Source organism: Enterococcus sp. 6D12_DIV0197 (assembly GCF_002174385.1).
Classification (GTDB): domain Bacteria; phylum Bacillota; class Bacilli; order Lactobacillales; family Enterococcaceae; genus Enterococcus_D; species Enterococcus_D casseliflavus.
On sequence record NZ_NIBN01000001.1, the window covers coordinates 1,230,066 to 1,256,820 of the forward strand.

Annotated in this window: 24 protein-coding genes, 1 tRNA gene, 1 pseudogene and 2 other annotated features; of the genes and pseudogenes, 17 read left to right on the plus strand and 9 right to left on the minus strand. The window is 44.7% G+C overall.

Annotated features, from left to right (window positions below):
• Window positions 1–66: 66 nt before the first annotated feature.
• Window positions 67–978, minus strand: a complete 912-nt coding sequence (locus tag A5867_RS05765; RefSeq protein WP_087627083.1) for a LysR family transcriptional regulator — start codon at window positions 976–978, stop codon at window positions 67–69.
• Between the two features lie 135 nt (window positions 979–1,113).
• Complete coding sequence (locus tag A5867_RS05770) at window positions 1,114–1,953, minus strand: MetQ/NlpA family ABC transporter substrate-binding protein (protein WP_087627084.1); 840 nt, start codon at window positions 1,951–1,953, stop codon at window positions 1,114–1,116.
• 50 nt (window positions 1,954–2,003) lie between these two features.
• Window positions 2,004–2,235, minus strand: a binding site (T-box leader).
• A gap of 201 nt (window positions 2,236–2,436) precedes the next feature.
• Between A5867_RS05770 and A5867_RS05775 the strand changes: the two genes are divergently transcribed.
• Window positions 2,437–3,042, plus strand: coding sequence for a short chain dehydrogenase (locus tag A5867_RS05775; RefSeq protein ID WP_010747693.1), 606 nt, complete (start codon window positions 2,437–2,439; stop codon window positions 3,040–3,042).
• Window positions 3,043–3,123: 81 nt separating this feature from the next.
• Here the strand turns inward: A5867_RS05775 and A5867_RS05780 are convergent, their stop codons facing one another.
• From A5867_RS05780 to A5867_RS05800, 4 genes are all read right to left on the minus strand, one after another.
• The gene (locus A5867_RS05780) at window positions 3,124–3,708 is read right to left on the minus strand and encodes an SOS response-associated peptidase (protein ID WP_015509208.1); all 585 of its coding nucleotides are present in this window, start codon (window positions 3,706–3,708) and stop codon (window positions 3,124–3,126) included.
• Between the two features lie 218 nt (window positions 3,709–3,926).
• Window positions 3,927–4,073 (minus strand): hypothetical protein, encoded by a 147-nt coding sequence (locus A5867_RS18075; protein ID WP_005234527.1) that lies wholly within the window; start codon window positions 4,071–4,073, stop codon window positions 3,927–3,929.
• A gap of 466 nt (window positions 4,074–4,539) precedes the next feature.
• On the minus strand, window positions 4,540–6,144 hold the full coding sequence (locus tag A5867_RS05795) for an amidohydrolase (RefSeq protein ID WP_087627086.1): 1,605 nt from the start codon (window positions 6,142–6,144) through the stop codon (window positions 4,540–4,542).
• Complete coding sequence (locus A5867_RS05800; protein WP_087627087.1) at window positions 6,145–7,224, minus strand: ABC transporter substrate-binding protein; 1,080 nt, start codon at window positions 7,222–7,224, stop codon at window positions 6,145–6,147.
• Window positions 7,225–7,491: 267 nt separating this feature from the next.
• Between A5867_RS05800 and A5867_RS05805 the strand changes: the two genes are divergently transcribed.
• The 4 genes from A5867_RS05805 (at window position 7,492) to A5867_RS05820 (ending at window position 10,760) form a co-directional block, all read left to right on the plus strand.
• Window positions 7,492–8,460, plus strand: a complete 969-nt coding sequence (locus tag A5867_RS05805) for an NADP-dependent oxidoreductase (protein WP_087627088.1) — start codon at window positions 7,492–7,494, stop codon at window positions 8,458–8,460.
• Between the two features lie 14 nt (window positions 8,461–8,474).
• Window positions 8,475–8,837, plus strand: coding sequence for a TIGR02328 family protein (locus A5867_RS05810; protein WP_010747697.1), 363 nt, complete (start codon window positions 8,475–8,477; stop codon window positions 8,835–8,837).
• Between the two features lie 152 nt (window positions 8,838–8,989).
• Entirely contained in the window at window positions 8,990–10,051 is a 1,062-nt protein-coding gene (locus tag A5867_RS05815) for an LLM class flavin-dependent oxidoreductase (protein ID WP_087627089.1), read from the plus strand.
• The gene (locus tag A5867_RS05820; protein WP_087627090.1) at window positions 10,044–10,760 is read left to right on the plus strand and encodes an NAD(P)-binding domain-containing protein; all 717 of its coding nucleotides are present in this window, start codon (window positions 10,044–10,046) and stop codon (window positions 10,758–10,760) included. The genes A5867_RS05815 and A5867_RS05820 overlap by 8 nt, the downstream gene beginning before the upstream one ends.
• Window positions 10,761–10,996: 236 nt before the next feature.
• On the opposite strand, the gene A5867_RS05825 is transcribed toward A5867_RS05820, so the two are convergent.
• Entirely contained in the window at window positions 10,997–11,449 is a 453-nt protein-coding gene (locus A5867_RS05825; RefSeq protein WP_087627091.1) for a DIP1984 family protein, read from the minus strand.
• Between the two features lie 562 nt (window positions 11,450–12,011).
• On the opposite strand from A5867_RS05825, the gene A5867_RS05830 reads away from it, so the two are divergent.
• The gene (locus A5867_RS05830) at window positions 12,012–13,664 is read left to right on the plus strand and encodes a peptide ABC transporter substrate-binding protein (protein WP_087627092.1); all 1,653 of its coding nucleotides are present in this window, start codon (window positions 12,012–12,014) and stop codon (window positions 13,662–13,664) included.
• Window positions 13,665–13,757: 93 nt separating this feature from the next.
• Here A5867_RS05830 and A5867_RS05835 read toward each other — a convergent pair.
• A tRNA-Leu gene (locus A5867_RS05835) sits at window positions 13,758–13,839 on the minus strand.
• Window positions 13,840–14,290: 451 nt separating this feature from the next.
• Window positions 14,291–14,530: a binding site (T-box leader), on the plus strand.
• Between the two features lie 91 nt (window positions 14,531–14,621).
• On the opposite strand from A5867_RS05835, the pseudogene A5867_RS05840 reads away from it, so the two are divergent.
• The 6 genes and pseudogenes from A5867_RS05840 (at window position 14,622) to A5867_RS05865 (ending at window position 20,716) form a co-directional block, all read left to right on the plus strand.
• A pseudogene (locus A5867_RS05840) lies at window positions 14,622–15,471 on the plus strand (SAM-dependent chlorinase/fluorinase).
• Window positions 15,468–16,022 carry an ECF-type riboflavin transporter substrate-binding protein gene (locus tag A5867_RS05845; RefSeq protein WP_005225401.1) on the plus strand — a complete coding sequence of 185 codons (555 nt, stop codon included), beginning with the start codon at window positions 15,468–15,470 and terminating at the stop codon, window positions 16,020–16,022. The pseudogene A5867_RS05840 and the gene A5867_RS05845 overlap by 4 nt, the downstream one beginning before the upstream one ends.
• 25 nt (window positions 16,023–16,047) lie before the next feature.
• Entirely contained in the window at window positions 16,048–17,757 is a 1,710-nt protein-coding gene (locus A5867_RS05850) for an ABC transporter ATP-binding protein (RefSeq protein WP_087627093.1), read from the plus strand.
• Entirely contained in the window at window positions 17,747–18,577 is an 831-nt protein-coding gene (locus A5867_RS05855; protein ID WP_005225404.1) for an energy-coupling factor transporter transmembrane component T, read from the plus strand. The genes A5867_RS05850 and A5867_RS05855 overlap by 11 nt, the downstream gene beginning before the upstream one ends.
• A gap of 442 nt (window positions 18,578–19,019) precedes the next feature.
• Entirely contained in the window at window positions 19,020–19,904 is an 885-nt protein-coding gene (locus A5867_RS05860; protein WP_087627094.1) for an ABC transporter ATP-binding protein, read from the plus strand.
• Window positions 19,901–20,716 (plus strand): ABC transporter permease subunit, encoded by an 816-nt coding sequence (locus tag A5867_RS05865; protein ID WP_087627095.1) that lies wholly within the window; start codon window positions 19,901–19,903, stop codon window positions 20,714–20,716. Before A5867_RS05860 ends, A5867_RS05865 begins: the two co-directional genes overlap by 4 nt.
• A 285-nt stretch (window positions 20,717–21,001) precedes the next feature.
• On the opposite strand, the gene A5867_RS05870 is transcribed toward A5867_RS05865, so the two are convergent.
• Window positions 21,002–21,892, minus strand: coding sequence for a neutral zinc metallopeptidase (locus A5867_RS05870; protein WP_087627096.1), 891 nt, complete (start codon window positions 21,890–21,892; stop codon window positions 21,002–21,004).
• Between the two features lie 201 nt (window positions 21,893–22,093).
• On the opposite strand from A5867_RS05870, the gene A5867_RS05875 reads away from it, so the two are divergent.
• The 5 genes from A5867_RS05875 to A5867_RS05895 are packed head-to-tail and all read left to right on the plus strand — an operon-like array spanning window position 22,094 to window position 26,444.
• On the plus strand, window positions 22,094–23,734 hold the full coding sequence (locus tag A5867_RS05875; protein ID WP_087627097.1) for a PRD domain-containing protein: 1,641 nt from the start codon (window positions 22,094–22,096) through the stop codon (window positions 23,732–23,734).
• A complete protein-coding gene (locus A5867_RS05880) occupies window positions 23,731–24,159 on the plus strand; it encodes a PTS sugar transporter subunit IIA (protein ID WP_016610653.1) in 429 nt (142 codons plus the stop codon). Before A5867_RS05875 ends, A5867_RS05880 begins: the two co-directional genes overlap by 4 nt.
• Window positions 24,160–24,171: 12 nt before the next feature.
• Window positions 24,172–24,453 carry a PTS sugar transporter subunit IIB gene (locus tag A5867_RS05885; protein ID WP_005225413.1) on the plus strand — a complete coding sequence of 94 codons (282 nt, stop codon included), beginning with the start codon at window positions 24,172–24,174 and terminating at the stop codon, window positions 24,451–24,453.
• 2 nt (window positions 24,454–24,455) lie between these two features.
• Window positions 24,456–25,706: a PTS ascorbate transporter subunit IIC gene (locus A5867_RS05890; protein WP_087627098.1), complete on the plus strand. Its 1,251-nt coding sequence runs from the start codon at window positions 24,456–24,458 to the stop codon at window positions 25,704–25,706.
• A complete protein-coding gene (locus A5867_RS05895) occupies window positions 25,707–26,444 on the plus strand; it encodes an SIS domain-containing protein (RefSeq protein WP_087627099.1) in 738 nt (245 codons plus the stop codon).
• Window positions 26,445–26,755 lie beyond the last annotated feature (311 nt).

Genomic DNA, 26,755 nt, shown 5'->3' on the forward strand with positions numbered 1-26,755 from the left:
GGATTTTTTATATAATGCGAAGGTGCAGCCAATCATCTATGGGGAGTAGGAAGAGGAGGCCTTCGCTTATATATCAGTAGGAAAAGCGTCAAGGTGTTGTCGTAATTTTGTTAAGAAACGCTCGCCGATCACTGATAATGGGCGATCGTTCTTTTTAATGAGGATGATCTCACCCTCGGACGCGTCGATCAAAGGAAGAAAAGCCAAGCCTTGGCGTTCTGGTTGGGCAACGATCCCCGAGCCGGTTCCATAAAGATCCGTCTGCTGTAATAGCTGGACCATTGTGCCTCGATCGCTGACATGCACCACTTGAGGGCTTTGAGCAAAGTCGATCAAATCCTCGGAAAAGAACGAATAGCGTTCATCTTCTTGCAAAAAGCGTACTTGCGGATAAGGCGCAAGATCCTTTAAGGAAAGTCGCTTTTTTTCTGTCAAGGGATGAGTCGCTCGTAAAAAGACATGGGGGCGAAACCGTCCCAACGCCTCGAAGGACAATTGGGCGCCTTGTAACAGTCGTTCCAATCCTGCTTGGTTTTGCTCATTCAAATAAAGAACCCCAAATTCACTTCGATATTGCTGCACGTCCGTGATCACCTTTAAGGTCGTGGTTTCTAATAGGCGAAACTGGCGACAGTCGGGAAATTCCTGCAGCAGCTCACTGAAAATTCCAGCCGTGAAATTATAGTGCTGGCTTGCGATGGCGAAGGTTTGACTCGCTGCTTGCTTGCTGGAAAAACGCGTTTGCAGCTGCGCCACTTGACTCAAGATCGGCTGGGCATGGTCTAGAAATTCCGAGCCTTCGGCAGTCAAGCGGGCACCTTGATTCGTACGCTCGAAAAGCTGGACCTCCAATTCTGTTTCCAACTCTTTCACGGCTTGGGAAAGACTTGGCTGTGAGAGATACAGCCGTTTGGCTGCTTCACGAAAACTTCCATGGTCAGCGATCGCTTGCACGATCCGCATTTGTTGAATATTCAATTTTTGACCTCCTTTACAAAGATTCAGACGGAAAAAGGGTCCACCAATCAATAGTAGTCAGTTCTTTTCCTTCTATAATAGAAGCTTCTTAAAAAATAAGACGACAGTTGCTGCTTATTGCTACTTGTGAAGCGGTTATTGCGATTCTTCAGGAATAAACCAATAGCCCGTTTGATTCTCTTCTGCCAGCAGTTCTTTGAAGGCTTCAGAACGATATGCTGCCACCACTGCCTGTGCCCAATCACTGTCTTGGTTGGCTTCTTTGACCGTTGCCACCAGTTCATACTCTTGCAAAATGTCTTCACTTAATAAGCTTTCCTCTGCAGCAATTCCAGCACTATAAACGATGCTGCCGGGAATCACCGCATAGTCTAAGTCTGCTAAGCTGCGGGGGATTTGCGCAGAATCCATCTCGACGATATCCAGGTTATAAGGATTGTCAGTAATGGTTCTTAACGTCGCGTCAATGGGCGCCACTTCGGGGTCAAGTTCGATCCAGCCAGCTTTTTGCAGCAGCAACAGGGCACGGGCGCTATTTGACGGATCATTGGGAATCCCGATGGTATCGTTTGCTTCAATCGCTGCTAAATTGTCCTTTCTGCCAGGATACAAGCCAGCTGGAACGGTAGGGATCGGTGTGATACCCACCAAATCGGCACCCGTGTTTTCATTAAAGTTCTCTAAATAGGCGGTATGCTGATCGACGTTTAAGTCGATTTCGCCATCGTTCAGTGCAATGTCTGCTTCCAATACCCCAGTAAAGCCAATATCAGTCACGGTATAGCCTGCTTCTTCTAAAATCGGTTTGATTCCCTGAAGAAACAGTTCGCTGTAAGGTCCTGGTGTCGTACCAACTCTGATTTCTGTCTGCTGCTCTTCGGCATTTCCGGTCACTTCTTCTTGGTTGCCGCAGCCAGAAAATAAGACCAAGGACAACAGACCAATGCCCATACCTAATCGAATCCTTCGTTTCATACCTCTTCCTCCTTTTTTTATAAAAAAAACCTTCCCAAAGACAATTCTTTGGGAAGGACGATCATTTCGCGGTACCACCTTCATTTGTTTTTTGTTGAAACAAAAAACCTCAGTCAGTTCATCAAATAAACTGCATTGCGCTATCGGGCTTTCTCCGTCGGGGATTGTTCGTCCACGAATGCTCAAAGGTCATCTTCGGATCGTCTTCCTTACTCGTTTCCACCAGTTCCGAGCTCTCTTGAAAGAAAGGGGGGATCGTACTCTTCTTCTCACTGCATGTGTATGAAATTAGTAGTATCTTAGAACAAGATGAGAAAGTTGTCAATTGCTTTCGTGATAGGTGATTCCAATCACTACGCAGGTAGTAGGGGAACAAATGGGGAAGGGTAAGAATAGATCAATAAGGCAGGAAAAGCAGATGAATGGTCGAAATCGCTTGGTTGGGTTAGAATCGAAGCACAAAACAAAAAAAGAGGCGAGGAAATGAAATTACTTTTGATTGGACATACCGGCACACTTGGGCAGCTTTTAGTTGAAGGCTTTCAGCAGCTACCAGAGGTGGAGCTGATCACGGCTAGCCGTAGCAGCGGCGATCATCAAGTCGAAATTGCGGATGCAGACAGTGTCAGCCAGCTATTTGCAGCTACTGGGAAAGTGGATGCCATTGTTTCCGCTGCGGGAAGCACAGTGTTTAAACCCTTTGAGGAATTGACGCCAGCAGATATTCAACAATCAGTGGCTTCGAAGCTGCAAGGACAAGTCAACCTTGCGTTGATTGGCCAGCATTTTCTCAATGAAGGCGGCAGTATCACACTGACTTCTGGAATTATCAAAGACGAATTTATCCCAATGGGCACGCCTTCAGCACTGGTCAACGGCGGTTTAGAAGCCTTCGTGGCATCGGCAGCTTTTGAGATCGGTCATGGGGTACGAATCAATGCAGTCAGTCCCAATGCACTTGTGGGCTCTTGGGAAACCTTCGCCGATTCTTTCAAAGGCTTTATTCCCGTTGGTGACGCACCCGTTTTTGCAGCGTATCAAAAAGCAGTCTTTGGGATCATGACTGGCAAAACCTTCACCGTTTATTAAGAAAAAGCAGACGTAGGAAAAACCGCCAAATCAAAGCTGACTTGGCGGTTTTTGTTCTGTTGAAAAAGAAGTAGCAAGCAGTTAAGAAGAGAGCAATTGAGTTTTCAGCTTGGGCATTTCTGCTTTGAGTTGTTGGCGAGCAAAAGCCAAGTCATTGATCCAAGAAGCAATCGCTTCTTTTTCTAAGAACAGAGGCATTCGATCATGGACTGGTTCAACAGAATCGTTCGCGGCAGTCGTTAGAATGATTGATTCGGTTTCGATCTGATCCTCTTTTTGAAGGATGCGATAAAAACCAGCGGCATAAATCACGTGATCTTGCGAAAAGAGAAACTTTTCCTTTTCATGATTCCATTCATAGAAACCAGACATCGGAAAGACACAGCGATGCTCTTGGAAAGGTTTGCGAAAAGTCGGTTTTTCTTCAACGGTCTCAGAACGGGCATTGATCATCAAATGCCCTTTTTTAAAGCCGGTAAAGCCCCATCTTGTCACACCAGCTACAACTTGTTGTTGTTGATTTGCACCGATGGTTACGACATGATTGGAAGGGAAAACATCATTGACAGCGACAGTCTGTTGCCGCTTGCGGGCTTTCGCCGCGGCTTCTTGATAATATTCTGACAATTCGCCAGTTTTTGGGTCAAATAAGTATCGGCCGCACATGGACGGGTCACTCCTTTTTTTGGATTGGCTGGTGCCTTTGTTTCAGTATAAAGACTCAAGGCGTCAAAACCAACTAACTTGCTTCACTTCTCGATTCAACAAGAAAAGGAGCTTAAACATATGTAAAAAGTCAGGAGTATCGCTTGATTTGCTGGAAATCAGATAACAAAAAAAGGCAGTCACCTACTGAGGTTGACAGCCTTTTTTATTCTAGTTGGTTAGCCAATTTTTTTAACTCTCCCGCCGATTTTATTTGCGAAACGTTCAGCATCTTCTCTGCAAGTATAGGTCAATGCAATTGTTTTGTCCCGTGTTCTTTTTCCTTCGGCGGTTAGATAACCATGAAAGATTTTAATCGCATACAATAGATAAACACCTCCTTATCCTTGGTAATAATAACAAATTTACCGCTTACATTCAAGGGATATAGTAAAAGTTTATTTTTTGTTAGTTATTTTATTAAGAATTTATTCAAAGGTTTAAAAAACGATTGAAGGAGAAAGTAAGGGGTGATGGAATAGACCAATGATTGCTGTTAAAAGGAAAAAACTCCAAGGAAAAAGAGGCATGTTTCTGAATTTCCATCAAATAAAGAAACTGGTAACCGCTTAAATTATTCTTTTGCTGCGCCAATCGAATAGACCAATCCACGCGAATCAAAATGGCCGAAAGAAAACCTATGATAAAGCATAGCTGCCAAGGAGGGAATCCATCGTAAGGGATAGGGGAAAGTACGAAAAGGGAGAGTGGTCCAAACTAAGCACCTGTTTCTGTATTTTTTGATCAAAGAAAAACACCAGACCTTGTACTTTCACAAGATCTAGTGTTTCATCAGTTACCCCAATAAACAAATCGCCCATCAAATACGGTCGCTTCAACGGTCGTTTGAAGCAATTCTTCGGCAGTCAAAGGCAAGATGTTTTGGGACAAAATACAAAGATCGGCTAAACAGCCAACTTCTAATCGCCCGATATCTTGCCGACTCAAGGCTTTGGCGGCGCCAGCGGTGTGGGCATAGAGGGCATCGGCGATGGAGATTTTTTCTTGTGGCATCAATCCGCCTGCTGGCTGGCCGTTTTTTTCCTGCCGAGCAACCGCATAATACAGCGAGTCTAAAGGAGTCACGTCGATCACGACTGGCGTATCAGTCCCAAAAGCCAAGGTTGCGCCTTGCTCTAGAAAGGACTGAAAAGGAAACATTTGACTGGCACGCTGAGGGCCTACTTCTTCATCGAGGGTCTCATAACCGACTAATAAATGGCTAGGCTGTACGGAGAGTACTAGTTGTTCTTGGCGAACTAGTGGCAGATCAGCGGCATCCATCACTTCCAAGTGTTCCAAAGTATTGGCTTTGCCTTTAGAAAGCGGGTGAGCAGCAGCACTTTCTTGATAAAAGAGGAGTGCTTGTCGAATCGCTTCATCACCGATGGTATGGATGCGCATCGGCCAGTCTTGCTGGTTGGCTTGTAAAATAAAGCGGCGCATCCGTTGAACATCGATCAAGGGCATCCCGACATCACCAGCAAAATACGGTGTTTCATATTCCCTTTTTAAAAAAGCCGTGTGCGTACTCGTCACGCCATCAAAAAATTGTTTGACACCGCCCATTTGTACTTTTTCGGAGCGATAAGTACGGTAAGTTTCTTTCAGTTGCGTGATGTCTTCTCGCATGGCTGGATAAAAGACAGTGCGCAAGGTCGCTTCTGCTTCTGTTTGCCGATAAAGAGTGGGGTAAACCAAATCGTCCCAGCTTTCTCCTGTCAAGGCAACATCACCGATCGTCGTAATGCCGTATTGATTGAGCTGCTTCATATAGGTCAGAAAGGCAGCAGGGCTTTGTGCCTGAAATGACTGTAAGACCTTTGCTAAATAATGAATGGCGATCGCTTCTAAAAAGCAGCCGCTTAATTGTCCGCTGTTTTCGTCAAGCAGTGCCTCCCCGCTGATCCCTGCTGGTAAGTTCTCAGGTGTGATCCCTAAAGCAGCGATCCCTTGGCTATTCAACCAAATACTGTGGGCATCACCTGAAATCAGCATGACAGGCGTGTCGGCACAATAGTTGTCGATTGAATCTTTCGTCGGGTAGACTTGCTGACCGAAATCACTGCTGAACCAGCCGATGCCGATTTTCCATCCATGGGTGATGGGCAAGGCGGGCACTTGCTGGGCAACGGCTTCTTCTGTCACTCCCGTAAGATGGGTCAGTGCACCTTGATGGAGTAATGCGGAAAGATAAAAATGAACATGAGCATCAATAAAGCCTGGAATGATCATTTGTTCTTTGAGATCAATGACCTGGGTGTCTTCAGCAAGTGTTGGCAGCGCTGAAAGAGGACCTACAGCCGTGATTTTCTGGTCTTCTATCAGGAGAAAGCCCGCAAAAGTCGTTTTCGTTTTGGTATCAAAGATGTGTTCAGATTTTAGTAATAGTGACAATTATAATCCCAACTTCCATTCAAGGAAAAGGTCGTTATAAAGCTCAACCGCTTCTTTTCCTAAGTATTCATAATGTTCCATTTGTTCCATCGCACTTGGCTCAGGGTAGAAAGCCTTGTCAGCAGTCAGTTCTACTGGCAGCATAGCTTTGGCCGATTCACTCGGCGTGGCGTAGCCCACGTATTCGGCATTTTGTGCGGCATTTTCTGGTCGCAGCATAAAATTGATGAAGGCGTAGGCTCCCTCAAGATTGCCAACGGTTTTCGGGATCGCAAAATTGTCTGTCCAAATCGCACCGCCGTCATTGGGAACGATATAGGTGACGGCAGGATTTTCCGCCATCACATAAGCGGCATCGCCCGAATATCCGATTCCTAAAGGGGCATCGTTGTTGATCATCAAGGTTTTGATCTCGTCGGTCAAAACTGCTTTGACATTGGGACGGATACTTTCCAGCTTCTTCAAGGCTTTGGCGACCTTGGTCGGGTCTTTTTCATTTTGGGAAAGACCGAGTGTCTGTAACGCGATTCCTAAGGTTTCGCGAGCACCATCCACCATCAATACATCATTTTTAAATGCAGGGTCCCATAAATCACTCCAGCCATGGATCGAAGAAACATCAACTTCTTCAGTATTTGCCATGATTCCGATCGTGCCCCAAAAATAGGGGATCGAGTAGGTATTGTCAGGATCAAAGGCTTGATCCATCAAAAAAGGCGACAGATCTTCCGTTCCCGTCAATTTCTGATGGTCTAAAGGCACTAACAATCCTTCTTCGATCATTTTCGGAATGATCGATTCGCTAGGGAAAACCAAATCATAGCGCGAGCCGCCTTGTTTGATTTTCGTTTCCATCGCTTCGTTGGAGTCAAATGTATTATAAATCACTGAGTAACCAGTCTCAGTTTCGAATGTTTTGATCAGTTCGGGGTCAATATATTCGCCCCAATTGTAAATAATCACTGTATTTTTGTCGGACGACGTTGCTGCCCCCGATTCTTTCGTTAACACCGAAGCACCTAAAAACAGCAACGCGGTGATGCCGATCACACCGCCAAAAAATACCCACAACCTTTTCAATTCATCAATTCCTTCTTTCTCTACAATTTCGTATTTCTTGAGTAGCGTAATTGATTTTTAAAGAAAAGGCAATAAAAAAATGAAGAAAAAATAAACCCGTTTCTTTCAAGGCTTTGAAGGAGGAACGGCCAGGTGGCTGGGGCAGTTTCCAAACATATCATTTGTCAAATTCCCGCCTTTTGCCTAAGCTAGGGAAGTGAGAAATCAAGGGATGGAAAAACAGGAACCTCTCTTTGATGAAGAATGAATGTAAGGAGTGAAGCATCAATGGAAACACGTGCTGTCGTTATTGAAGCCTATGGTGGAAAAGACCAATTAAAAGAAGCAACGGTCCAATTACCAGAATTAAAAGCAAATCAATTATTAGTCAAAGTTGCCGCAACGTCCATCAACCCGATCGATTGGAAATTAAGAGAAGGCTATTTAAAACAAATGTTTCCGTGGGACTTCCCAATTATTTTAGGTTGGGATGTCGCAGGGGATATCGTAGAAATAGGTGATGACGTGACAGAGTTCAAAGTTGGTGATGCAATCTATGCCCGCCCTGAAACGACTCGTTTTGGGACGTATGCTGATTACGCCATCGTGGATGCTGAGTTAGCAGCGATCAAACCAGAAAACCAAAACTACGCAGAAGCAGCTGCAGTGCCATTAGCTGGTTTGACTGCTTACCAAGCGTTGTTTGAACACGGTCGTTTAAAAGAAGGAGAAAAAGTCTTGATCCATGCCGGAGCAGGCGGAGTTGGTACCTATGCGATCCAACTAGCAAAAGCAGCTGGCGCATACGTCATCACGACGGCTAGTCCTCGTAACCATGAGTTATTGCAAAAACTTGGTGCCGATGAGATCATCGATTACCATACGACAGATTTTGAAGAAGTCTTGCAAGACATCGATTTGGTCTTTGATACGATGGGGGGCGACACCCAGAAGAAAAGTTTCACTGTCTTAAAACCTAAGGGCCGTCTGATCTCGATTTTGAGTATTGAAGACGAAGACTTGGCAAAAGAAAAAGACATCTTTGCCAAAGCAATTTGGTTACGAACCAACGGCAAACAATTGGCAGAATTGACAGAGCTGATCGAAGCAGAAAAAGTCAACAGTATCATCGGTGCAACCTTCCCATTGACAGCACAAGGAATTTACGATGCCCACGCATTGAGTGAGACACACCATGCAGTCGGCAAGATCGTTATTGAAAACCAAGACAATTTCATCAGCCAAGACGCAGAATAAAGGAGGCTGAACCGATGCGCTTATGGCATGAAGCGCTGATACCTGCTTTGCCTCGGCAGCAGCTGTTAGGCCAGCATCGTGAAGCAGCAGCCTTGCGGGGGCTAGGCTGGGGCAAGAAGCACGCAACCGTCGATTACGTTTTTACCCATCCGCCCTATAAATTGTTTCAATACCATCAGTTAGTGCTGGATGAAATGACCTATCGAGGCTATCGGCCAGCACCTGAATGGTACGATCCAGCGTATCGTGGCAAAAATCTGCCGCTGGAACCCTCCGTTCAAGCTGTTCCTTTGACTACGCCGATCTATCCAGAACATGATGAAGCATACTTGGAAGAATGCTTAGTGAATCTCCATAGTAAAGGGATCTATCTTTAAAGACCAAACACTTTCCTGAATTTTTGTTCGGGAAAGTGTTTTTTTGCTTTAAAATCGATAACTTACAAAAAGTAAGCATATTGTTCGCAACTTTTTTTGTTCCTTGTTATAGTGAGAACAGAGAATCAGTAATGAGAAATGAGGAAAAGAAAATGACCATCAATCACAGAAATCTTGAATTTGGGTTAGATACGTTTGGCGATCTAGCCTTTGATGATACAACGAAAGAACGGATCAGTTATAGCGAATCGTTGCGCAATATCGTGGCAGAAGGAAAATTAGCCGATGAAGTCGGCATCGATGTCATTGCCTTAGGGGAGCACCATCGGGAAGAATATTCGATCTCAAGTCCTGATACGGTACTAGCGGCTTTAGCGATGGTTACCAAAACCATCAAATTAGGTACCGGTGTAACTGTCTTGAGTTCGGATGATCCCGTGCGGGTCTACGAACGGTTTGCGACCGTTGACGCGTTGTCGAACGGTCGTGCACAAATCATGCTGGGACGAGGATCTTTTACTGAATCATTCCCTCTATTCGGCTATGACTTGCAAGATTATGAAGAACTATTTGAAGAAAAAACAGCGATGTTCAGTGAATTGAGAAAAGGCAAACCATTAACTTGGGAAGGCAAGTTCACGCAATCCTTAAAAAATGCCGACGTTTTTCCAAAAATCGAGGGACACCAATTAGATACCTATGTGGGTGTCGGTGGAACCCCTGAATCGATCATTCGTGCCGTCCGTTATGGGTTTCCCGTTATGTTAGCGATCATCGGTGGCGAACCTGCTCGTTTTGCGCCGTATGTTGATCTGTATAAAAAGGCAGCGCAGCAATTGGGGCAACCGATTTTGCCAATCGGCATGCACTCCCATGGTGTGATCGCCGACACCGACGAAGAAGCCTATGAAATCGGCTGGAACTACATCAAAAAGAGCATGGACAAAATCGGTCTTGATCGCGGCTGGCCAGCCATGAGCAAAGAGCGCTTTGACTTTGAAGTCGAACATGGTTCTTACTATGTAGGCAGTCCAGAAACCGTGGCGCAAAAAATCGCCCGTATGATGCCGCAAGTCGGTGTAGAACGCTTTGATCTGGTTTACGGTACTGGCGGACAGCTGCAAAAAGACCGTTTCAAAACGATTGAATTGTATGGAACCAAAGTGATTCCACGGGTGAAAGAATTGTTGGCAGCAGGTGATAGCAATGCCTAAAACCATCGGTATTTTAGGCGCAGGCAAGTTAGGCTTAGCACTCGCAAATCTTGGTGCCAAGGCGGGCTATCGGGTCTTGATCGCTAGTACGAAGCCAGCAGAAAAAATCGCCTTGTCCGTTTCTGTGTTGGCTCCGGGAGCGATCGCAAAAAATGCCGTTGAGGTGATGACAGAAGCCCAAACGATCCTTTTGGCAATCCCATTGAGTAAGTACCAACAGCTGCCAGCAGAAGCTTTGGCTGGCAAGCTAGTGATCGATGCCATGAATTATTGGTGGGAAGTCGATGGCAAAGAAACAGAATACTCATCCATCGAGCAGACTTCTTCGGAACGTGTGCAACGCTATTTTTCCCAAAGTAAAGTAGTCAAAGGATTCAATCATATGGGGTACCACGATATCCAAGAGGTATCCTTGCTGACGAGAACGGCTGCTCAAGGAACTGCCAAAAAAGCCATCGCCATTGCTGGTGATGACCAAACCGCCCTCGATCAGATAGCAGAAATCGTTGCTGCCTTCGGCTTTGATCCCTTTCCTATCGGTGCTTTAGCTAATGGCATCATGTTAGAACCCGGCAGTCCTTTCTTTGGTGCCAATCAAACCAAAGAGGGATTGACGGCATTGATGAAGGCGTTTTGGAGCAGTGAGAAAGGGCAAGCGTTTCTGGCGCGTCCTTCCGCTGTGAGTAACAAGCAGCAGGCTCCCCAGTAAAAGAGCCGCCTCCACGTACGGCTGGATACGATAAAAACAACCCTCTTCTCAAAAAAAGAAGAGGGTTTTTCCCATCCAGTCAAATCAGCACGTGGTCGCTAAAAAATGCAATGTGATTGTTACGATTGTGATTCGTAAGCAGTGGTTGTTACGTTTACGTCTCTGCCAGACGATCCATAGTGTACATATCAGCCTGTACCTGCTTTGTGCTCGCCTTTGACACCCACCCATGTTTGTTAAAGATCGACTAGCCAGTTGGTTTGTTGGATCTTTCCATCTAATTCTCGCAGCTGTTTGGCGGTCGCATTCAATTGCTTCGTTAGCGTTTTTGTATCGATCGTGCGCACCAGTCGAATTTCGTTGCGACCCATTCGGGGAGCTGCTTTGGTTTCATCCAGTGCTTGCGTAAGCAGTGCATGCTTGCGGCGCAGCTGTTCTCGCTGTTCTAGTGCTTCCATCAACAATAACGCACTATCTGCTAAAGAGGCAGTCGCATTTTTCCGATTGATGGCTACGACTAATTCTGAATACTGTTGATTGATCTCATCGTATTCCTTGAACAATTCTGTGATACTGCGATCCAAGGTATCGCCTTCTTGGACTAACACACTGCTAGAGATTTCGTTGCGCAATTGAAACAGACGATTGTTCAAATCTCGTCTTAAAAGTAACGCTTCTGCTAATTTCATTTTGGCACACTCCTTTTTTACAAATCAGAAGGCTTATCTAGTTCTTATCCTAGAGAAGAACGTGATGAAAGGCAAGCAAGATGCAAAAAAAGGTCTGCCAGAAAAATCATAAAAAACTGAATATTCGCAATTCTTGTTGACTTCCAAAAACACCAATAGTATACTTTATAACAATCATGAAATAGACAAAAAAACGTCATTTACCTGTTTTTTAGATAAAAAGAAAGACGATGAAGAGAAGAGTAGCTTTGGAATCTGTTAGAAGAGAACCCGGATGGTGAGAAAGGGCAGCAGAAAAAAAGTGAAGATGAGCTCTGAGTGATCTGATTTGTTCACGCAAATCAGACGGAAAGCAGCCGTTACCGTGCCAAGTATCTTAGCGTACTGTTGAGGTGCCATTTGTGAGAATGGTGCGAAAAAGGGTGGTAACACGAAAATCTCGTCCCTTTGTTTGTCAAAGTTGATAAGCAAAGGGATGAGGTTTTTTCTTTTTATCGTTGAATGCGTTTTTTGCTGTCATGAAAAACACTTGCGTTGGTTGCGCAATCACATAGGAGGAAGAATGAAAATGATCTGGAAGAAGCGTTTATTGGTTGCAGCAGGAGTGATTGGGTTGACCCTTTCTGGCTGCACGACAACAGGAAATACCGAGGGATCAGAGGCTGAAACTGACGGAGCGCCGAATCAAGCGATCGCGGTGAGTCTACCAGCTGAGCTGACGACTCTCGATACGACCCAAACGACGGATAAAGCAACGTTTACCATCGTACAACATTTATTCGAAGGGCTCTACCGTTTCGATGAAAACAGCGAACCAGTTCCAGGCTTGGCAGAAGGAGTCGAAATCAGTGAAGATGGCAAAACCTATACCTTTACTTTGCGAGACGATGCGAAATGGAGCAATGGCGAAGCGATCACTTCGGCTGACTTTGCTTATGCGTGGAAAAAGTTAGTTGATCCAGCAACGATGGGACCAAATGCCTATTTGTTGGATAATGTAGTCAATAGTAAAGACATTCGTGAAGGCAATGCAGAGGTAGAAACGATTGGTCTGGAAACCCCAGATGACGCGACCTTTATCGTGCAGTTGGAGCAGCCGCAGCCTTCGTTTTTATCCTTGATTTCCATCGGTTGGTTGGCACCGCAAAATCAAGCCTTTGTTGAAGAAAAAGGCGAGACCTATGCCCGGACAAGTGAAGATTTGTTGTATTCTGGTCCCTTTACTTTAACCGATTGGCAACAGACAGGAGACGAGTGGACGCTAGTGAAAAACGACCAATACTACGATGCTGATGTCGTTCAATTGGAGGAGATCAAAGGCTCCACCATCAAAGAAGAAAATACGGGGATCCAATTGTTTGAAAGCGGCGACCTTGATTTGCAAAAAATCAGCGGGATCTACGTCCAACAATACGGGGACAATGAAGAGCTAGTTACGCAAAACGATGTGGCGAACTTTTTCTTAGACTTCAATAAAACCGCCAACGATGCCTTAGCAAATGTTCATGTGCGTAAAGCGATCGCGTTGGCGATCGACAAAGAAAGTCTCGTGGATAATGTGTTGAACGATGGAGCGAAAGTTTTAAATGGATTGATCCCTACCGGCTTAGCTGCGAATCCAAATACTGGCGAAGATTTTCGAGCATATAGCGGTGATTACAACCTGTATGATTTAGAGGCGGCCAAGGAAGAGTGGGAAAAAGCCCAAGCAGAAATTGGCGAAAGTACGACGTTGCGTTTATTAGTGACAGATGATGACAATGGTCAAAAAATCGGGGAGTACTTGCAAAGCCAACTGCAAGAAAACTTGCCAGGCTTGTCGATCTCCATCAACAAACAGCCACGTGCCAGCTTAAATCAATCAAGAGCAAATAGTGATTACGAGCTTTCCGTTTCTGGCTGGATCGCTGGAAGTAGTGACATGGATATGTTCTTTATCTTATACAAAAATGGCGCTTCCTTTAACTACGGCGGCTATGTCAACGAAGAATATACGGCATTGACGGAAGATGCTCGCACCGTTCATGCCAATGACCCCGATCAATATTTTGAAGATTACAAAGCGGCAGAAGAAATTTTGTTGGAACAAGATGCTGCGCAAGTCCCTCTATACCAAAGTGCTTCAAATTATCTGATCAAATCAAATGTAAAAGACATCCAATTCCCAGCCTATGGCGCGCATTTCTTTTTCCGCACCGCCTATGTCAGTGAATAAGGAGAAAAATAGCTGAATGAAGAGCGCATGTTTATTCGATGAACATGCGCTTTTTGCAACAAAAAAAGCAGTTCAGAAAGCTGAACTGCTAAATGCGGAAGATGGGAGTTGAACCCACACGAGATAAACTCACACGCGCCTGAAGCGTGCGCGTCTGCCATTCCGCCACTTCCGCATAAGATAAAGATAATCCTTTCTAGGAAGAAATGCAAGTCCAATCTCACAAAAAGGAGCCCGCCAGTGGGGACTGGCGGGATAGGAGTAAAAATGAAAAAGTGTTAGGGTTGTTTGTTGGTATGCATTTATAATAGCGTGTAAATGTGAAAAAAAATTGACGAATCAAACAGAATTCTGAGAAGAAATCGCCAAGAAAAAGTGAAACCATGTAAAACAGTCAGAAGACAAAAAGGAGCCCGCCAGCGGGGACTGGCGGGAAGGAGTAAAAATGAAAAAGTGTTAGGGTGTTTGTTGGTATATAAGTATCATACCGAGAAAATATGAAGAATTTTCGAGCGAAATTCAGGAATTGCGTGAATCTTTTGACAAATTATGCCTTCTGTTTGAATTTTTTCTTAAAAGAGAATTGACAAAAGGCACAAGCTTTGATAATTTAAATGAAACAAAATGCAAACGCGATGAAAAAGAAAGTAGAATCAAGGAAGTTGTCTAGCAGAGAGTTCCGGTAGGTGGGAAGGAACGACAACGAATGATTTGAAAATGACTTTGGAGCGGATTTTCTGACTAATTAGGAAAATACGGTTGCCCCGTTAACAAGCGACAGTCTCCGAGTGTTTTCGGGTACTGAATGAGGTGAGGCCTGTGAAGGTTTTACAGATTAAGGTGGTACCGCAGGTGATGCCCTTAGCTTTGGCTAAGGGCTTTTTTTGTGTCTGTATGGTCAGCTGTTTCATGCGAAGGTTTTGTTGAAAAGGAGAAAGGTTGTTGGGAGGAGAGAAAATGCACAAATTAGTGGTTCAAACCGATTTTGGTTTGCAAGATGGAGCGGTCAATGCGATGTACGGGGTAGCCTATCAAGTGGCACCAGAGCTGGTCATTGCGGATTTGACTCATGAGATCGAGCCATACAACATTCATGACGCCAGCTATCGCCTGCTGCAAAGCGTCACCTATTGGCCAGCAGGAACAGTCTTTGTTTCAGTGGTCGATCCTGGCGTAGGGTCTGATCGACGAAGTGTGGTTGCCAAGCTGGCGACCGGGCAGTTGGTTTTGACACCAGATAACGGCACCCTGACCTATTTAGCGACTTATATCGGAATCACTGAACTACGGGTGATCAATGAGGCAACTGAGCGGTTGGCAGGATCAGCCGAAAGCCATACATTTCATGGTCGGGATGTTTATATGTATAACGCCGCGCGTCTCGCCAGTGGCGCCATCAGCTTTGATGAGCTAGGAACACCCGAACCTAAAGAAGCGATCCAAGTCTTTGCCATTGAAAAGCCAAGCCAAACAGCAGAAACGATCACTGGCACGATCGATATTCTTGATATTCGTTTTGGTTCGTTGTGGACGAATATTCCCCATACGTTCTTTAAGCAATGGCAGGTACAGTACAATGAGCCGCTGCTCGTCAGTATCTATTTACCAAGATACGCTGCGTCATCAAGAAGAAGTGCGTTTCGGACGCTCCTTTGCGCAAGTGGCAGAACAAGAACCCGTCTTATATGTCAATTCCTTGCTGAATATCGGTTTAGGGCTCAACTTGGCTTCATTTGCTGAAACCTATAAAATCGGCACTGGCACAAATTGGAAAATTACCCTCAAAAAAAGGAGAAATGAAAAATGAATCAATCAAAATTTACAGTAAAACACATTGTTGCAATCGGTATCGGTGCTGCGGTCTTTTTCGTCTTAAAACGTTTCGTCACGATTCCGACGGGTTTCCCAAATACAGATATCGCCACAGCCTATCCTTTCTTGGCGCTATTAGGCGTTGTCTACGGTCCGATCGTGGCTGGTTTAGCAGGCTTTATCGGTCATGCTCTAGGAGATTTAACGACTTATGGTCCATGGTGGTCTTGGATCGCCGCCTCTGGGATCTTAGGGGTGTTCTTTGGACTTTTGACTCGTTGGATTCCAATCCAGCAAGGAACCTTTGGCGCTAAAGAAATTCGGACCTTCTTGATCGGTGAAACGATCGCAAATTTGGTCGTCTGGGTGATCATTGCCCCGATCGGGGATATTTTGATCTATGGCGAACCAGCGAACAAAGTCTTTACGCAAGGAGTCATTGCGGGATTGACCAATGCAGTCGTAACTGGGATAATCGGAGTGATCCTGCTAAAAGCCTATGCCCAAACCAAAACCAAAAAAGGCAGCTTGAGCAAGGAATCCTAACCAAAGAAATGTGTGAAGGCTAAAAATGAAACAAAAAATCATTCAATTTACGAATTTTTCTTTCCAATATGATGCACAAGCGGAACCGACCTTGAAAAACATCGATCTAACAATCTATGAAGGAGAAAAAGTCCTGATCGTCGGTGCCAGCGGTTCTGGCAAAAGTACATTAGGAAAATGTTTGAACGGTTTGATCCCGCAAAACGACAAAGGCAGTAGTACTGGAGAATTGACGATCGGTACCAATGCCTTTGGGCAAGCTTCCATCTACGAGCTGTCTTTGACCGTCGGCACGGTGCTGCAAGACACCGATAGCCAATTTGTAGGCTTGACCGTAGCAGAAGATATCGTGTTTTCATTGGAAAACGATCAGCGCAGTCAAGCAGTGATGCAAGAGGCGCTGCGTTTTTGGGCAGAAAAGACTGACTTAATGGATCATTTGGCGAAAAAACCGCAGGAATTATCGGGTGGCCAAAAGCAACGTGTTTCAATGGCAGGTGTTTTGATCGATGAAACACCGATTCTACTGTTTGATGAGCCGCTAGCCAACTTGGATCCGCAAACAGGTGTGGAAGCCATCAAAATGATCGACCAGCTGTATCAAGAGAAGCGTTTTACCACCATCATCATTGAACATCGCTTAGAAGAAGTGTTAGCCGCAGCTGTCGATCGCATCATCGTGATGGAAGAAGGCCGCATCCTTGCCGACAGTACACCGAATGAACTATTAAAAACGGACATGCTACAGCAAGTCGGCATTCGTGAACCACTGTATTTAGCTGCTTTAAAAAAAGCGGGGGTTCCCGTGACCGACGCTGCTGATTTGGTCGCGGTAGAAGCATTTGCATCACCTGAGATTGCCGAAAAACTGACTCAGTTTCAGGAAAAATTTCCGAAACCGGCACTTCCTAGCCACCAGCCGCCGTTGTTGCAAGCCAAAAATCTATCGTTTTCCTACCAAGTGGGCAAACCCATTTTGCAAGCACTGGATTTTACCATCCATCAAGGAGAAATGATTAGTTTGGTCGGTCATAATGGCGCTGGAAAATCGACCTTGTCCCATTTGATTACCGGCTTTTTAACTCCGACTTCTGGCAAATTACTTTGGCAAGGAGCGGACATGGGCAATGATTCCATCAAAGAACGAGCGCAAAAAATCGGGTATGTGTTGCAAAACAGCAATCAAATGCTGTCAAAAAATTTCCTGTTTGATGAAGTTGCCTTAGGCTTGCGCAACCGAAACGTTCCAGAGGCTGAAATCACAGAAAAAGTTCATCAGACCTTGAAAATTTGTGGTCTTTATCCGTTTCGTTCATGGCCATTGTCGGCACTAAGTCATGGGCAAAAACGCCGAGCCGCCATTGCAGCGATCCTCGTCTTAGATCCTGAACTCATTTTATTGGATGAGCCGACAGCGGGACAAGACTATCGCCATTACACCGAAATGATGCAATTTTTACAGGAGTTGAACCAGCGGGGATTAACGATCGTTATGATCACCCACGATATGCATTTGATGTTGGAGTATACACAGCGGACGATCGTTTTGACAAAAGGAACGATTTTGCTGGACGCGCCGCCAGAAGTTGTCTTAGCAGACAAACAAGTGGTGAGTGCCGCAAACCTCAAAGAAACCAGCTTGTATACACTGGCGACCCTTAACCAGCTGACAGATCCCGCCGCTTTTACTGCCACCTTCATTGCCAGCGAGAAGGGGGGACACGATGGAGAGTAATCTAATCGGCTATCTTGACCGCAAAACGTGGATTCACCAATTAAGCGGTGCCGCAAAACTGATTTGTTTTTTGCTGCTATCCGTCATCGGGATGATCTCTTATGATACGCGCTTTCTCATTGGACTGGCATTATTTTCGGTCTTTCTATTTGCCAGTGCTGGAATTCGCTACCGAGATATCGCTTTTGTATTGAAATTTATCATCTTCTTTTCGCTTTTGAATTTGGTGGCGGTCTATCTTTTCGCGCCAGAATACGGAGTGGAGATCTACGGTACGCGCCACGTGATTTTCGAAGGGATCGGTCGGTATACATTGACCCAAGAGCAAGTGTTTTATGAGCTGAATCTGTTGATCAAATATTTTGTCACAATTCCCCCAGGGTTGATTTTCCTGTTTACCACCAATCCAAGCGAGTTGGCGTCCAGTATCAACCGCATCGGGATTTCCTACAAGATCGCCTATGCAGTCGCACTGGCTTTGCGTTACATTCCCGATATTCAAGATGATTTTCGGACCATTGCCAAAGCGCAGCAAGCACGGGGCGTGGAGCTTTCTAAAAAAGCACCTTTGCGCAAGCGAGTGGCAGGCAATGTCGCGATCGCGATTCCTTTGATTTTTTCCAGCTTGGAACGGATCGACCATATTTCTGCTGCCATGGAGCTAAGAAGGTTTGGCAAGCACAAGCAGCGTACCTGGCTGAAAGCTAAGCCGATCCAAGGCAAAGATCTCTTGGCAATTGCTGTCGTTTGCTTGATCGTGGCGCTTGGATTGTCCTTGATGGTCCTTAATGGCGGACGTTTCTACAATCCATTTCGTTAACAAATCAACCCATGAAAACTTAAAAAACGGACGCATTGTCAATAATGAAAGTGGGACGGATAAATCAGAGTTGATTCATCCGTCCCAGAAATGATCGAGCCAAAAAACGCAGACCTAGCAGCAACTGACTTTAGCAAATGTAGCACGCGCTAAAGTTAATTGACTGACTATCCTGCGTTTTTTTTGCCGCTAAAAAAGGAGCCCGCCAGCGGGGACTGGCGGGATAGGAGTAAAAATGAAAAAGTGTTAGGGTTGTTTGTTGGTATATATTGATAATAGCGGAAAAATGTGAAAAAAATAGGAAGAGAAAGCAATAGAAGTGTGTCAATCTGTTGATAATTTTCGTAAAACATTTCAGCGTAAGCCTTTTAGATCTTTGATTGACGGAAACACGAAATAAGGCTACACTGATGGCATCAAAGCAGTACAAGGAGGGGACAGGATGGATGCCATTACGATCAACGGACTAAGCAAACAATACAACAAGAAGTACGCCATCGAGAACGTATCATTGCAAGTGGCAGAAGGAGAGATTTTTGGCTTTATCGGACCAAATGGTGCGGGAAAATCAACGACCATCAAAGTATTGTTGAATTTTATCAAACCAGATGCAGGACAGGCGGCGATTTTTGGACGAGATTGCCAACAAGCAGCCAAAGAGATCAAAACGTTTACTGGGTATGTTTCCAGTGATGTACGGTTTTATTCAAAAATGACGACAGCAGAACTACTGGCATTTACGGCGGATTTTCATCAAGTCAAGCAGCCAAAAAAAGAGATTCAGGAGTTGATGGAGCTTTTTCAAATTGATCCAAACAAATCGATCGCAGAACTTTCTTTAGGGAACAAGAAAAAAGTCGGGCTTGCGAGCGCCTTGATTGCACAACCGAGAATGTTGATTTTAGATGAGCCGACCAATGGATTAGATCCCTTGATCCAAAAACGGCTGTTTGAAGAGCTTCTCAGAAGAAACAAACAGGGGATGACGATTTTTCTATCCAGTCATGATCTGCATGAAATTCAGACCTATGCCCATCGGACCGCCTTCATTCGTGAAGGACAGATCATCACCGTGAAAGAACTGAGTGAGGAAGAAAATTTTGGCAAAGTTGTAACACTCACGAATGAGGATAGCCTCTCATTAGCTGGTTTGGAAAACGTACAGGTTCTTGCTCAGGACTCACACACCTTACGTTTTTTCTATCAAGGGGACATGAATCAGCTGGCACATTTTCTAACCAATCCCGCCATTAAAGAGTTCACGATCGAACACCCAACCCTTGAACAGCAATTTATGCTCCTGTATGAAGGAGGTTCTCAAAAATGACTTTAATGAAAATCGATCTTAAAAATACCTTCAAAGGCTGGCTAGTCTGGGCGATCCTTTTTGCAGGAATCATTTTTGCATTTACGGCTATCTATCCTCAAATGATTACGCCAGAAATGAAAACGTCGTTAGACCAAATGTTGGGCTCTTTCAGCCCAGAATTACTAGGCATCTTTAACATTCAGCTGACAGGACCCTCAAGCTTGGTTTCCCCGACAGGCTTTTTCGGGTACTACTTTCAATACTTATTTATCGCTGCGTGTATTTATGGGATGCTTTTGGGCTTGAACAGTCTGATCACTGAAGAATCAGAAGGAACGATCGAGTATTTATATGCTCAGCCTATTAGCCGCAGAGAAATCGTTGGGTGGAAGTTCCTCGCTCGATTGTTGTTGCTGACTGGCTTTTGGCTGATTGCTTATGGCAGTAGTCTGGCCTCATTTGCTTTGTTCAAACTACCTGAAGATGACCTGTCCGCTTTTATAGAAGAAATCAGCAAAATCTTCGTTGCCGAGTACGGTGTCTTAGTCTTCTTCCTCTGTCTAGGTTTCTTTTTATCCACGATCTTGCGTTCCAGCAAACAAACCGCCAGCGTCGGCTTAGGCTGCGTGTTCGGTCTGTATTTGCTCGGCATCGTGGGGGAACTCTACGATAAATTGGAATGGCTGGCAGGACTTTCACCCGTCCGTATAGCATTACCCGTCCAACTCATGGATAACGGCGCCACATCAGTCCTATGGGTACTGCTGATCGGTATCATCTGTTTCTTTGGCACCTTTTCCCGTTATGAGCGCAAAGACTTGCAGGTCTGAGTATATCAATCAAAAGACAAAAAAAGAGCCTGTCAGCGGGGACTGACAGGCAAAGGAGTAAAAATGAAAAAGTGTTAGGGTTGTTTGTTGGTATGCTTATATAATAGTCTCGAAATGTGAAAAAAGTATGACGAAGCAGGCACGTTTTTGCGAAAAAATCATTGCGAAAGTTAAGAAAGCGTAAAGCGTCCCTTCACCAAAAGGCTTGAAGGGGCAACAAGAACCTAAAATCACTCCGAAGCAGCAGGCGGTTCATGCTGTTTCGGAGTGATTTTTTAGTTGAACCTACTTGCTCAAGTCAAGGCTATCGACATTAAAGGTGTCGCCATGTGCTAAGTCACCATAACGATAGCCACGGTTAAACCAGTCCATGCGTTGCTGCGATGTGCCGTGCGTAAAACTATCTGGAACAACATAGCCTTGGTATTCTTTTTGCAGCGTATCATCCCCGATGGCATTGGCAGCTGTGATTGCTTCTTGAATGTCGCCAGCTTCTAAGATCGGTTGTCCTTGATAGGTTTCGCCTTGCAAGTATTTCGCAAAAGTACCAGCTAAGTAGTCAGCTTGCAGTTCCAAACGAACGCTGTACTGATTGTATTCCTTTTCTGAAACTTGCTGGCGGATTTTGTCCAATTGTTGGGTGATTCCCAGCTCATTTTGCACATGATGACCGACTTCATGGGCGATGACATAGACCATTGCGAAGTCGCCGCTTGCGCCATATTTATCGGAAAGCTCATTGGCAAAGCTAAGATCAAGGTACACATTCTCATCTGCTGGGCAATAAAACGGACCAACCTGTGACGTGGCATAGCCGCATGCCGACTGCACGCTTCCCGTAAATAATACGAGTGTCGGGTCTTGATAGGTTTCTTGCCGCTCTTGAAAAACGTCTTGCCAATAATCTTCTAAATAGCCGAACACGACTGCGGAAAACTCTTTTTCCTCCGTGTACTCACTGGTGCCCACATTTTCTGTCTGGTAATTGGCTGCTTGACCGCTGCCACCCAAGACATCCGGCAGCGAATTTAAATCACCACCGCTAAACAGGAAAAATAAAACAGCGATGATCACCGTACCGATCCCGCCACCAGCAGCCAGCATCCCGCCTGAGCCAGATGATCGCCCCGTTCGATCATCGACATTTCTGCTTTGTCTACCCCCACGCCATTTCATGTTATCTCCTCCTATATAAATCCTAGCTTAATTATAAGAGAAAGGCGGCAGATTGTGAAAAAAAGCGCCTTGAAATTGTTATAAAATGCCTGCAGGAGCCTTGAAAATCAAAGTGTACACTCCTTTTAATCATTCTTTAATCTAACAATTAGCCTTCTAATTTGGTACAGTAGCAATAAAATAGAGGTAGAGGGTGAGCGTATGAAAATGAATTATTCGGGGACATCGGAACGAAGGATTTTGATTTTTAAACGGTTGATTGCTGGCGAGCACCTCAGCTATCAGCAGTTAGCAGAGGATTATTTCGTTTCCCGTAGCAGTATTGCAAAAGATATTTCTTATTTAAAAGAACTGTTTCAAAAAGAAAGCTTACGTCTGAGATTTGATAATTCAGGTACATTTTTTGAAGGAAGTGAATCCCAGATCCATCGGGTGCTCAAACGCTTTTGCTTAATGATGCTGGATCAACCAGCGGCGTTTTCCTTGTTGGTGGAACCTGCGAAATACCAGGAAGTAAATCAGGCGTTTCGTCGAGCGTTAATGGAAAAACAAGTGGAAATGCCCGACAGCTACATCCAAAGTATCGTCCTTTCCATCGTGCTGCTGATCGAACGGGCGAGTCATGCGGAAAACTTAGTGATTGAAGAAAATCGCCAAGTGGGGAAACTGTTTTTGGAGTTCGACAAATATCCGTTAGTCTATGAGCTACTGAAAGAAATCGAAGAACAGCACATTTATCAATTTTCACCAAAAGAAGTGCAATATCTAACCTACCTGATTGTCGGTAGCGGCTTGAAATTTTTTATGAAAAGTGAAAAAGTTCCTTTCGTCTTTCGGGGAAAAGTGCGCAACTTGATTCAAAAAATCAGCGAAGGCTTAGGCACCGACTTGACCCAAGACAATCGATTGGAAGAAGATGTGACGATCCATCTGTATCAACTGCTGTTGCGGATCGAAGCGCAAACAACAGTCATCAACCCTTTGTTAGAGGAAATCAAACAAAACTATCCTGCCTTGTATGGCGTGGTCTGGTTCTCGCTCCATGATTTTTTGAAAGCGTATCAAGTGGGGATCTCTGATGATGAGATCGGATTTGTCACGATCCATTTTCAAGCAGCGATCGAGCGAATGCGCCGCATGAACAAAATCATTTTTGTCTGTCCCAATGGCGTCGGCACTAGCTCGTTTGTCTCTGCGAAAATTCGTCGCATTCTGCCAGAGATCGACAGTATCGAAACCGTTTCAGTAGAAAAATTAAAGCAGATGGACATCTCGGCGATCGATTTTATTATTTCAACCATCGATCTCGTCGGGATTCAAAAACCTGTGGTACGGATCTCGCCTATGGTGACCAATCGCGACATGAAGCGGATCATGAATCACTACATCGATTTAGTCATCGATAATGAGGCGGCGGTCGATCAAAATGGTTTACTTCTTCAAGCCCAATCGATGATCCAGCCAACCGTCTTTTTCGAGCGATTTGCCAGCAAAACAGAAGCCATCAATTTTCTGATCGAACAAACCCCTTTTAGTGATGAAAAACGAAAAGCGCAGTTTCAGCAATCCGTCATTGAAAGAGAGCAGCTACAATCAACCTATTTAGATAATGGCTTTGCCATCCCTCATGGCAATCCGAATTATGTCGAAAAAACAGCCATCTCGATTTTGCTTTTGGATCAGCCAGTAGAATGGGGCAACCAAAAAGCCGACATCATTATTTTATTGATGATCCGAGAGGATGAGACGCAAAAGGTGGAACCAATGATGAAATTGATCATGCAAGGAATCGAAAACAAAGAATGGTTCCTATCAAAAATGTTGGAGGTTAAATCAGAATGAAAGTGAAGGATTCTTTGCCTGAAAAGCATATACAAACGGATGAGACAGTGGCAGATTGGCGCTCAGCCGTAAAATTAGCCAGCCAGCCCTTGCTGGATGAAGCGCTGATCACGTCAGCTTACATCGAAGCGATGATTCAAAGCGTGGAAGAAAATGGTCCTTACATGGTGTTGGCGGATTACTTTGCGCTGATGCATGCCCGTCCTGGAGAAGGGGTTTTGGAACAAAGTATGAGCCTTTTAGTAACGAAACAGCCCATCGATCTTGAGGGCAAACCGGTGCGGATATTTCTTGTCTTAGCCGCCGCAGATAGTCAAAGCCATCTAGAAAGCTTGAAAGAGATCATGGCGATCTTTATGGATGAAGAAAAATACAACGTGATATTAAATGGCGATCGGGAACAAATTTGTCAATTATTCCAATAGGAGGAAAAGGATATGAAAATTTTAGCAGTATGTGGATTTGGTGTAGGAAGCTCAATGGTATTGAAAATGACGATCGACAAGGTGATCAAAGAGTTAGGGTTGACGGCAACTGCCGAGAATACTGATTTATCGACGGCAAAAGCGACACCAGCAGATGTTTATTTTACGAGTAATGAATTATTGAATGAGTTAAAAGCATCCGTGAAAGCACCCGTTTATCCAATCAAAAAGTATATGGATAAAGAAGAAGTCAAACAGCAAATGGAAAAATTTTTAGCTGAAAGAGAGGGATAATCATGAATTTTGTCACGGATTATATTTTAAAAAATCCGCCAGTCCTACTGGGGATCATTGCCATGATTGGGTTATTGGTACAAAGAAAACCTTTTGCAGAAGTCGTCAAAGGAACCTTAACAGCTTCCTTCGGGATGGTGGCATTGACGGCTGGGGTAAATATGTTGGTGGGAACGATCGCACCGATCAATGCAGCGGTTCAAACCCAATTAGGCGTTGCTGTGTCAGATGGACTCTCTGACATCACCTTTACGGCAGAATACGGCGGAACAGTTGGTTTAGCGATGTTTTTCGGACTTGTCATTCATTTATTGATTGCTCGCTTTACACCTGTGAAGACGATTTTCCTCACCGGTCACATGTTGTGGTGGTTCCCGTTCGTCATCGTCGCTGGGGGCGTTGAAGGCGGACTTACCGGAATCCCACTGTTGATCTTAGGGGCGGTTCTATCTGCTTGTTACTGGTCCTTCATGCCATGGATCATGCGTAAATATGTATGGGATGCCACAGGCGATGATTCATTCTTGATCGGTCATCCAACGGGGATCTTGTCATTGGTTTCAGGCTTTGTTGCAAAATGGGTCGGAAACAAAGAAAAATCGACGGAAGATTTGAAAGTGCCTGAAAATCTCTCGTTTTTCCGTGAAATATCGATTACTGGCGCGTTAGTGATGTTTTTGATGAATATCGTTATCGGTTTGATTGCGCCCGTATTAGTTCCTGAAGGGGGCAACTTGGTGATGTTTGCGGTTGATGCTGGCTTGAACTTCGGTGCAGGATTATTGATCATGTTGTATGGGGTACGTCTATTGATCAACCAAATCATTCCCGCCTTTCAAGGGATCGCAGAAAAAGTCGTTCCTGGAGCGAAACCAGCTTTTGATGTGCCCATCTTATTCAACTATCGTCCAAATGCTGTAATCATCGGCTTTATCGTGGCGATGATCACCTCAACGATTTTAGTGATCATTGCCAATACGACCAACGTTTTTGGCATTTTGATCGTTCCTTTAGTCATCACCAGCTTCTTTGAATGTGGCGGTGCTGCGGTGATCGGCGAAGGACAAGGGGGCTTGCGAGGTGCCATTATTGGTACGATCACAGCTTCTGTCGTTATGGTAGCACTCGTTGGGATCTCTGCAGCGTTGTTCTCAACGACGATTCAAAACTGGATCTTGATTTTCGGTGGGAACGATTTATCTCTATGGGGCATCCTTGGTGAATTGATCGGCAAGCTGTTTGGAGGGTTTTAAATGTTTCAATACTTTGAAAAAGCAAAAGAACTATTGTCTATTGTAGAAGAAAAAGAAGCACCAGCGATTGAGCAAGCCATTGAATTACTGACGCAAGCCAACTTGACCAAAAAAGCCATCTACATTTTTGGCGCAAGTCACGCTGGGATCTTAGCCGAAGAGATGTATTATCGAGCAGGCGGCATGATGACTATCAACGCGATCTTTGGAAGAGAACTGATGCTTGATCGCAGCCCAATCACCTTCACTAGTAAAATGGAGCGCTTAGAAGGCTACGGTAGTGCCTTGGCGGCGACCCAACCCTTTACAGCAGGTGATGTGCTGATCTTGCATTCGGTGTCTGGGCGAAACCCAGTTATCATCGATATGGCGCTTCATGCCAAAGAAAAAGGAGTCAAGATCATTGCATTAACGAATCTTACCTATTCAAAAACAGTCACCAGCCGCCATACTTCAGGCTTGCGTTTGTTTGAAACGGCGGATATCGTCATCGACAATCATGGGGAGATTGGCGATGCAGCGTGTACGATTCCTGACGTCGAACAAAAAGTCGGCCCCACATCCACCGTAATCGGCGCAACGATCTTAAATGCGATCATCGTTGAAGTTTGCCAAAAACTAAAAGAAGCCGGTGTCGACTATCCGCCGATTTTTTATTCAGCGAACCTAGATGGCGGGGATGAATTGAACCAGTCCCTGTTTGAAAAGTACCAAGAAGCGATCCATTATCAGCTGTAAGTCAAGAGTTAGTCGTTCCTTAGCGAACTAAGACGGTCAAAGAAACCATTCAAGACATTTTCTCCTTGCGAGAGAATGTCTTTTTTTGCTTACTTGTTAGAAAAGGGCCCGAGCATAGGGATGAAAAAGCGATTCAAGCAAAGAAGCTTAAACTGGAATTGTGTATTTTTACTTAATAATGGTCTTTAAAAATAAAAATATATAAAATAATAGCTAAAATATGAATAAAATACTACAAAAACGATTGTTGTTTAACTTCCCGCTCGGTATAATTAGCTTGGGAGCTACAGCAAGACAACAAATAATGAATA

Bases quoted from the DNA above. Each gene is read 5' to 3' on its own strand.
- A5867_RS05770 (WP_087627084.1), bottom strand. From the start codon at position 1,953: ATGAAACGAAGGATTCGATTAGGTATGGGCATTGGTCTGTTGTCCTTG.
- A5867_RS05775 (WP_010747693.1), top strand. From the start codon at position 2,437: ATGAAATTACTTTTGATTGGACATACCGGCACACTTGGGCAGCTTTTA.
- A5867_RS05780 (WP_015509208.1), bottom strand. From the start codon at position 3,708: ATGTGCGGCCGATACTTATTTGACCCAAAAACTGGCGAATTGTCAGAA.
- A5867_RS05805 (WP_087627088.1), top strand. From the start codon at position 7,492: ATGGAAACACGTGCTGTCGTTATTGAAGCCTATGGTGGAAAAGACCAA.
- A5867_RS05810 (WP_010747697.1), top strand. From the start codon at position 8,475: ATGCGCTTATGGCATGAAGCGCTGATACCTGCTTTGCCTCGGCAGCAG.
- A5867_RS05815 (WP_087627089.1), top strand. From the start codon at position 8,990: ATGACCATCAATCACAGAAATCTTGAATTTGGGTTAGATACGTTTGGC.
- A5867_RS05820 (WP_087627090.1), top strand. From the start codon at position 10,044: ATGCCTAAAACCATCGGTATTTTAGGCGCAGGCAAGTTAGGCTTAGCA.
- A5867_RS05825 (WP_087627091.1), bottom strand. From the start codon at position 11,449: ATGAAATTAGCAGAAGCGTTACTTTTAAGACGAGATTTGAACAATCGT.
- A5867_RS05830 (WP_087627092.1), top strand. From the start codon at position 12,012: ATGAAAATGATCTGGAAGAAGCGTTTATTGGTTGCAGCAGGAGTGATT.
- A5867_RS05845 (WP_005225401.1), top strand. From the start codon at position 15,468: ATGAATCAATCAAAATTTACAGTAAAACACATTGTTGCAATCGGTATC.
- A5867_RS05850 (WP_087627093.1), top strand. From the start codon at position 16,048: ATGAAACAAAAAATCATTCAATTTACGAATTTTTCTTTCCAATATGAT.
- A5867_RS05855 (WP_005225404.1), top strand. From the start codon at position 17,747: ATGGAGAGTAATCTAATCGGCTATCTTGACCGCAAAACGTGGATTCAC.
- A5867_RS05860 (WP_087627094.1), top strand. From the start codon at position 19,020: ATGGATGCCATTACGATCAACGGACTAAGCAAACAATACAACAAGAAG.
- A5867_RS05865 (WP_087627095.1), top strand. From the start codon at position 19,901: ATGACTTTAATGAAAATCGATCTTAAAAATACCTTCAAAGGCTGGCTA.
- A5867_RS05870 (WP_087627096.1), bottom strand. From the start codon at position 21,892: ATGAAATGGCGTGGGGGTAGACAAAGCAGAAATGTCGATGATCGAACG.
- A5867_RS05875 (WP_087627097.1), top strand. From the start codon at position 22,094: ATGAAAATGAATTATTCGGGGACATCGGAACGAAGGATTTTGATTTTT.
- A5867_RS05880 (WP_016610653.1), top strand. From the start codon at position 23,731: ATGAAAGTGAAGGATTCTTTGCCTGAAAAGCATATACAAACGGATGAG.
- A5867_RS05885 (WP_005225413.1), top strand. From the start codon at position 24,172: ATGAAAATTTTAGCAGTATGTGGATTTGGTGTAGGAAGCTCAATGGTA.
- A5867_RS05890 (WP_087627098.1), top strand. From the start codon at position 24,456: ATGAATTTTGTCACGGATTATATTTTAAAAAATCCGCCAGTCCTACTG.
- A5867_RS05895 (WP_087627099.1), top strand. From the start codon at position 25,707: ATGTTTCAATACTTTGAAAAAGCAAAAGAACTATTGTCTATTGTAGAA.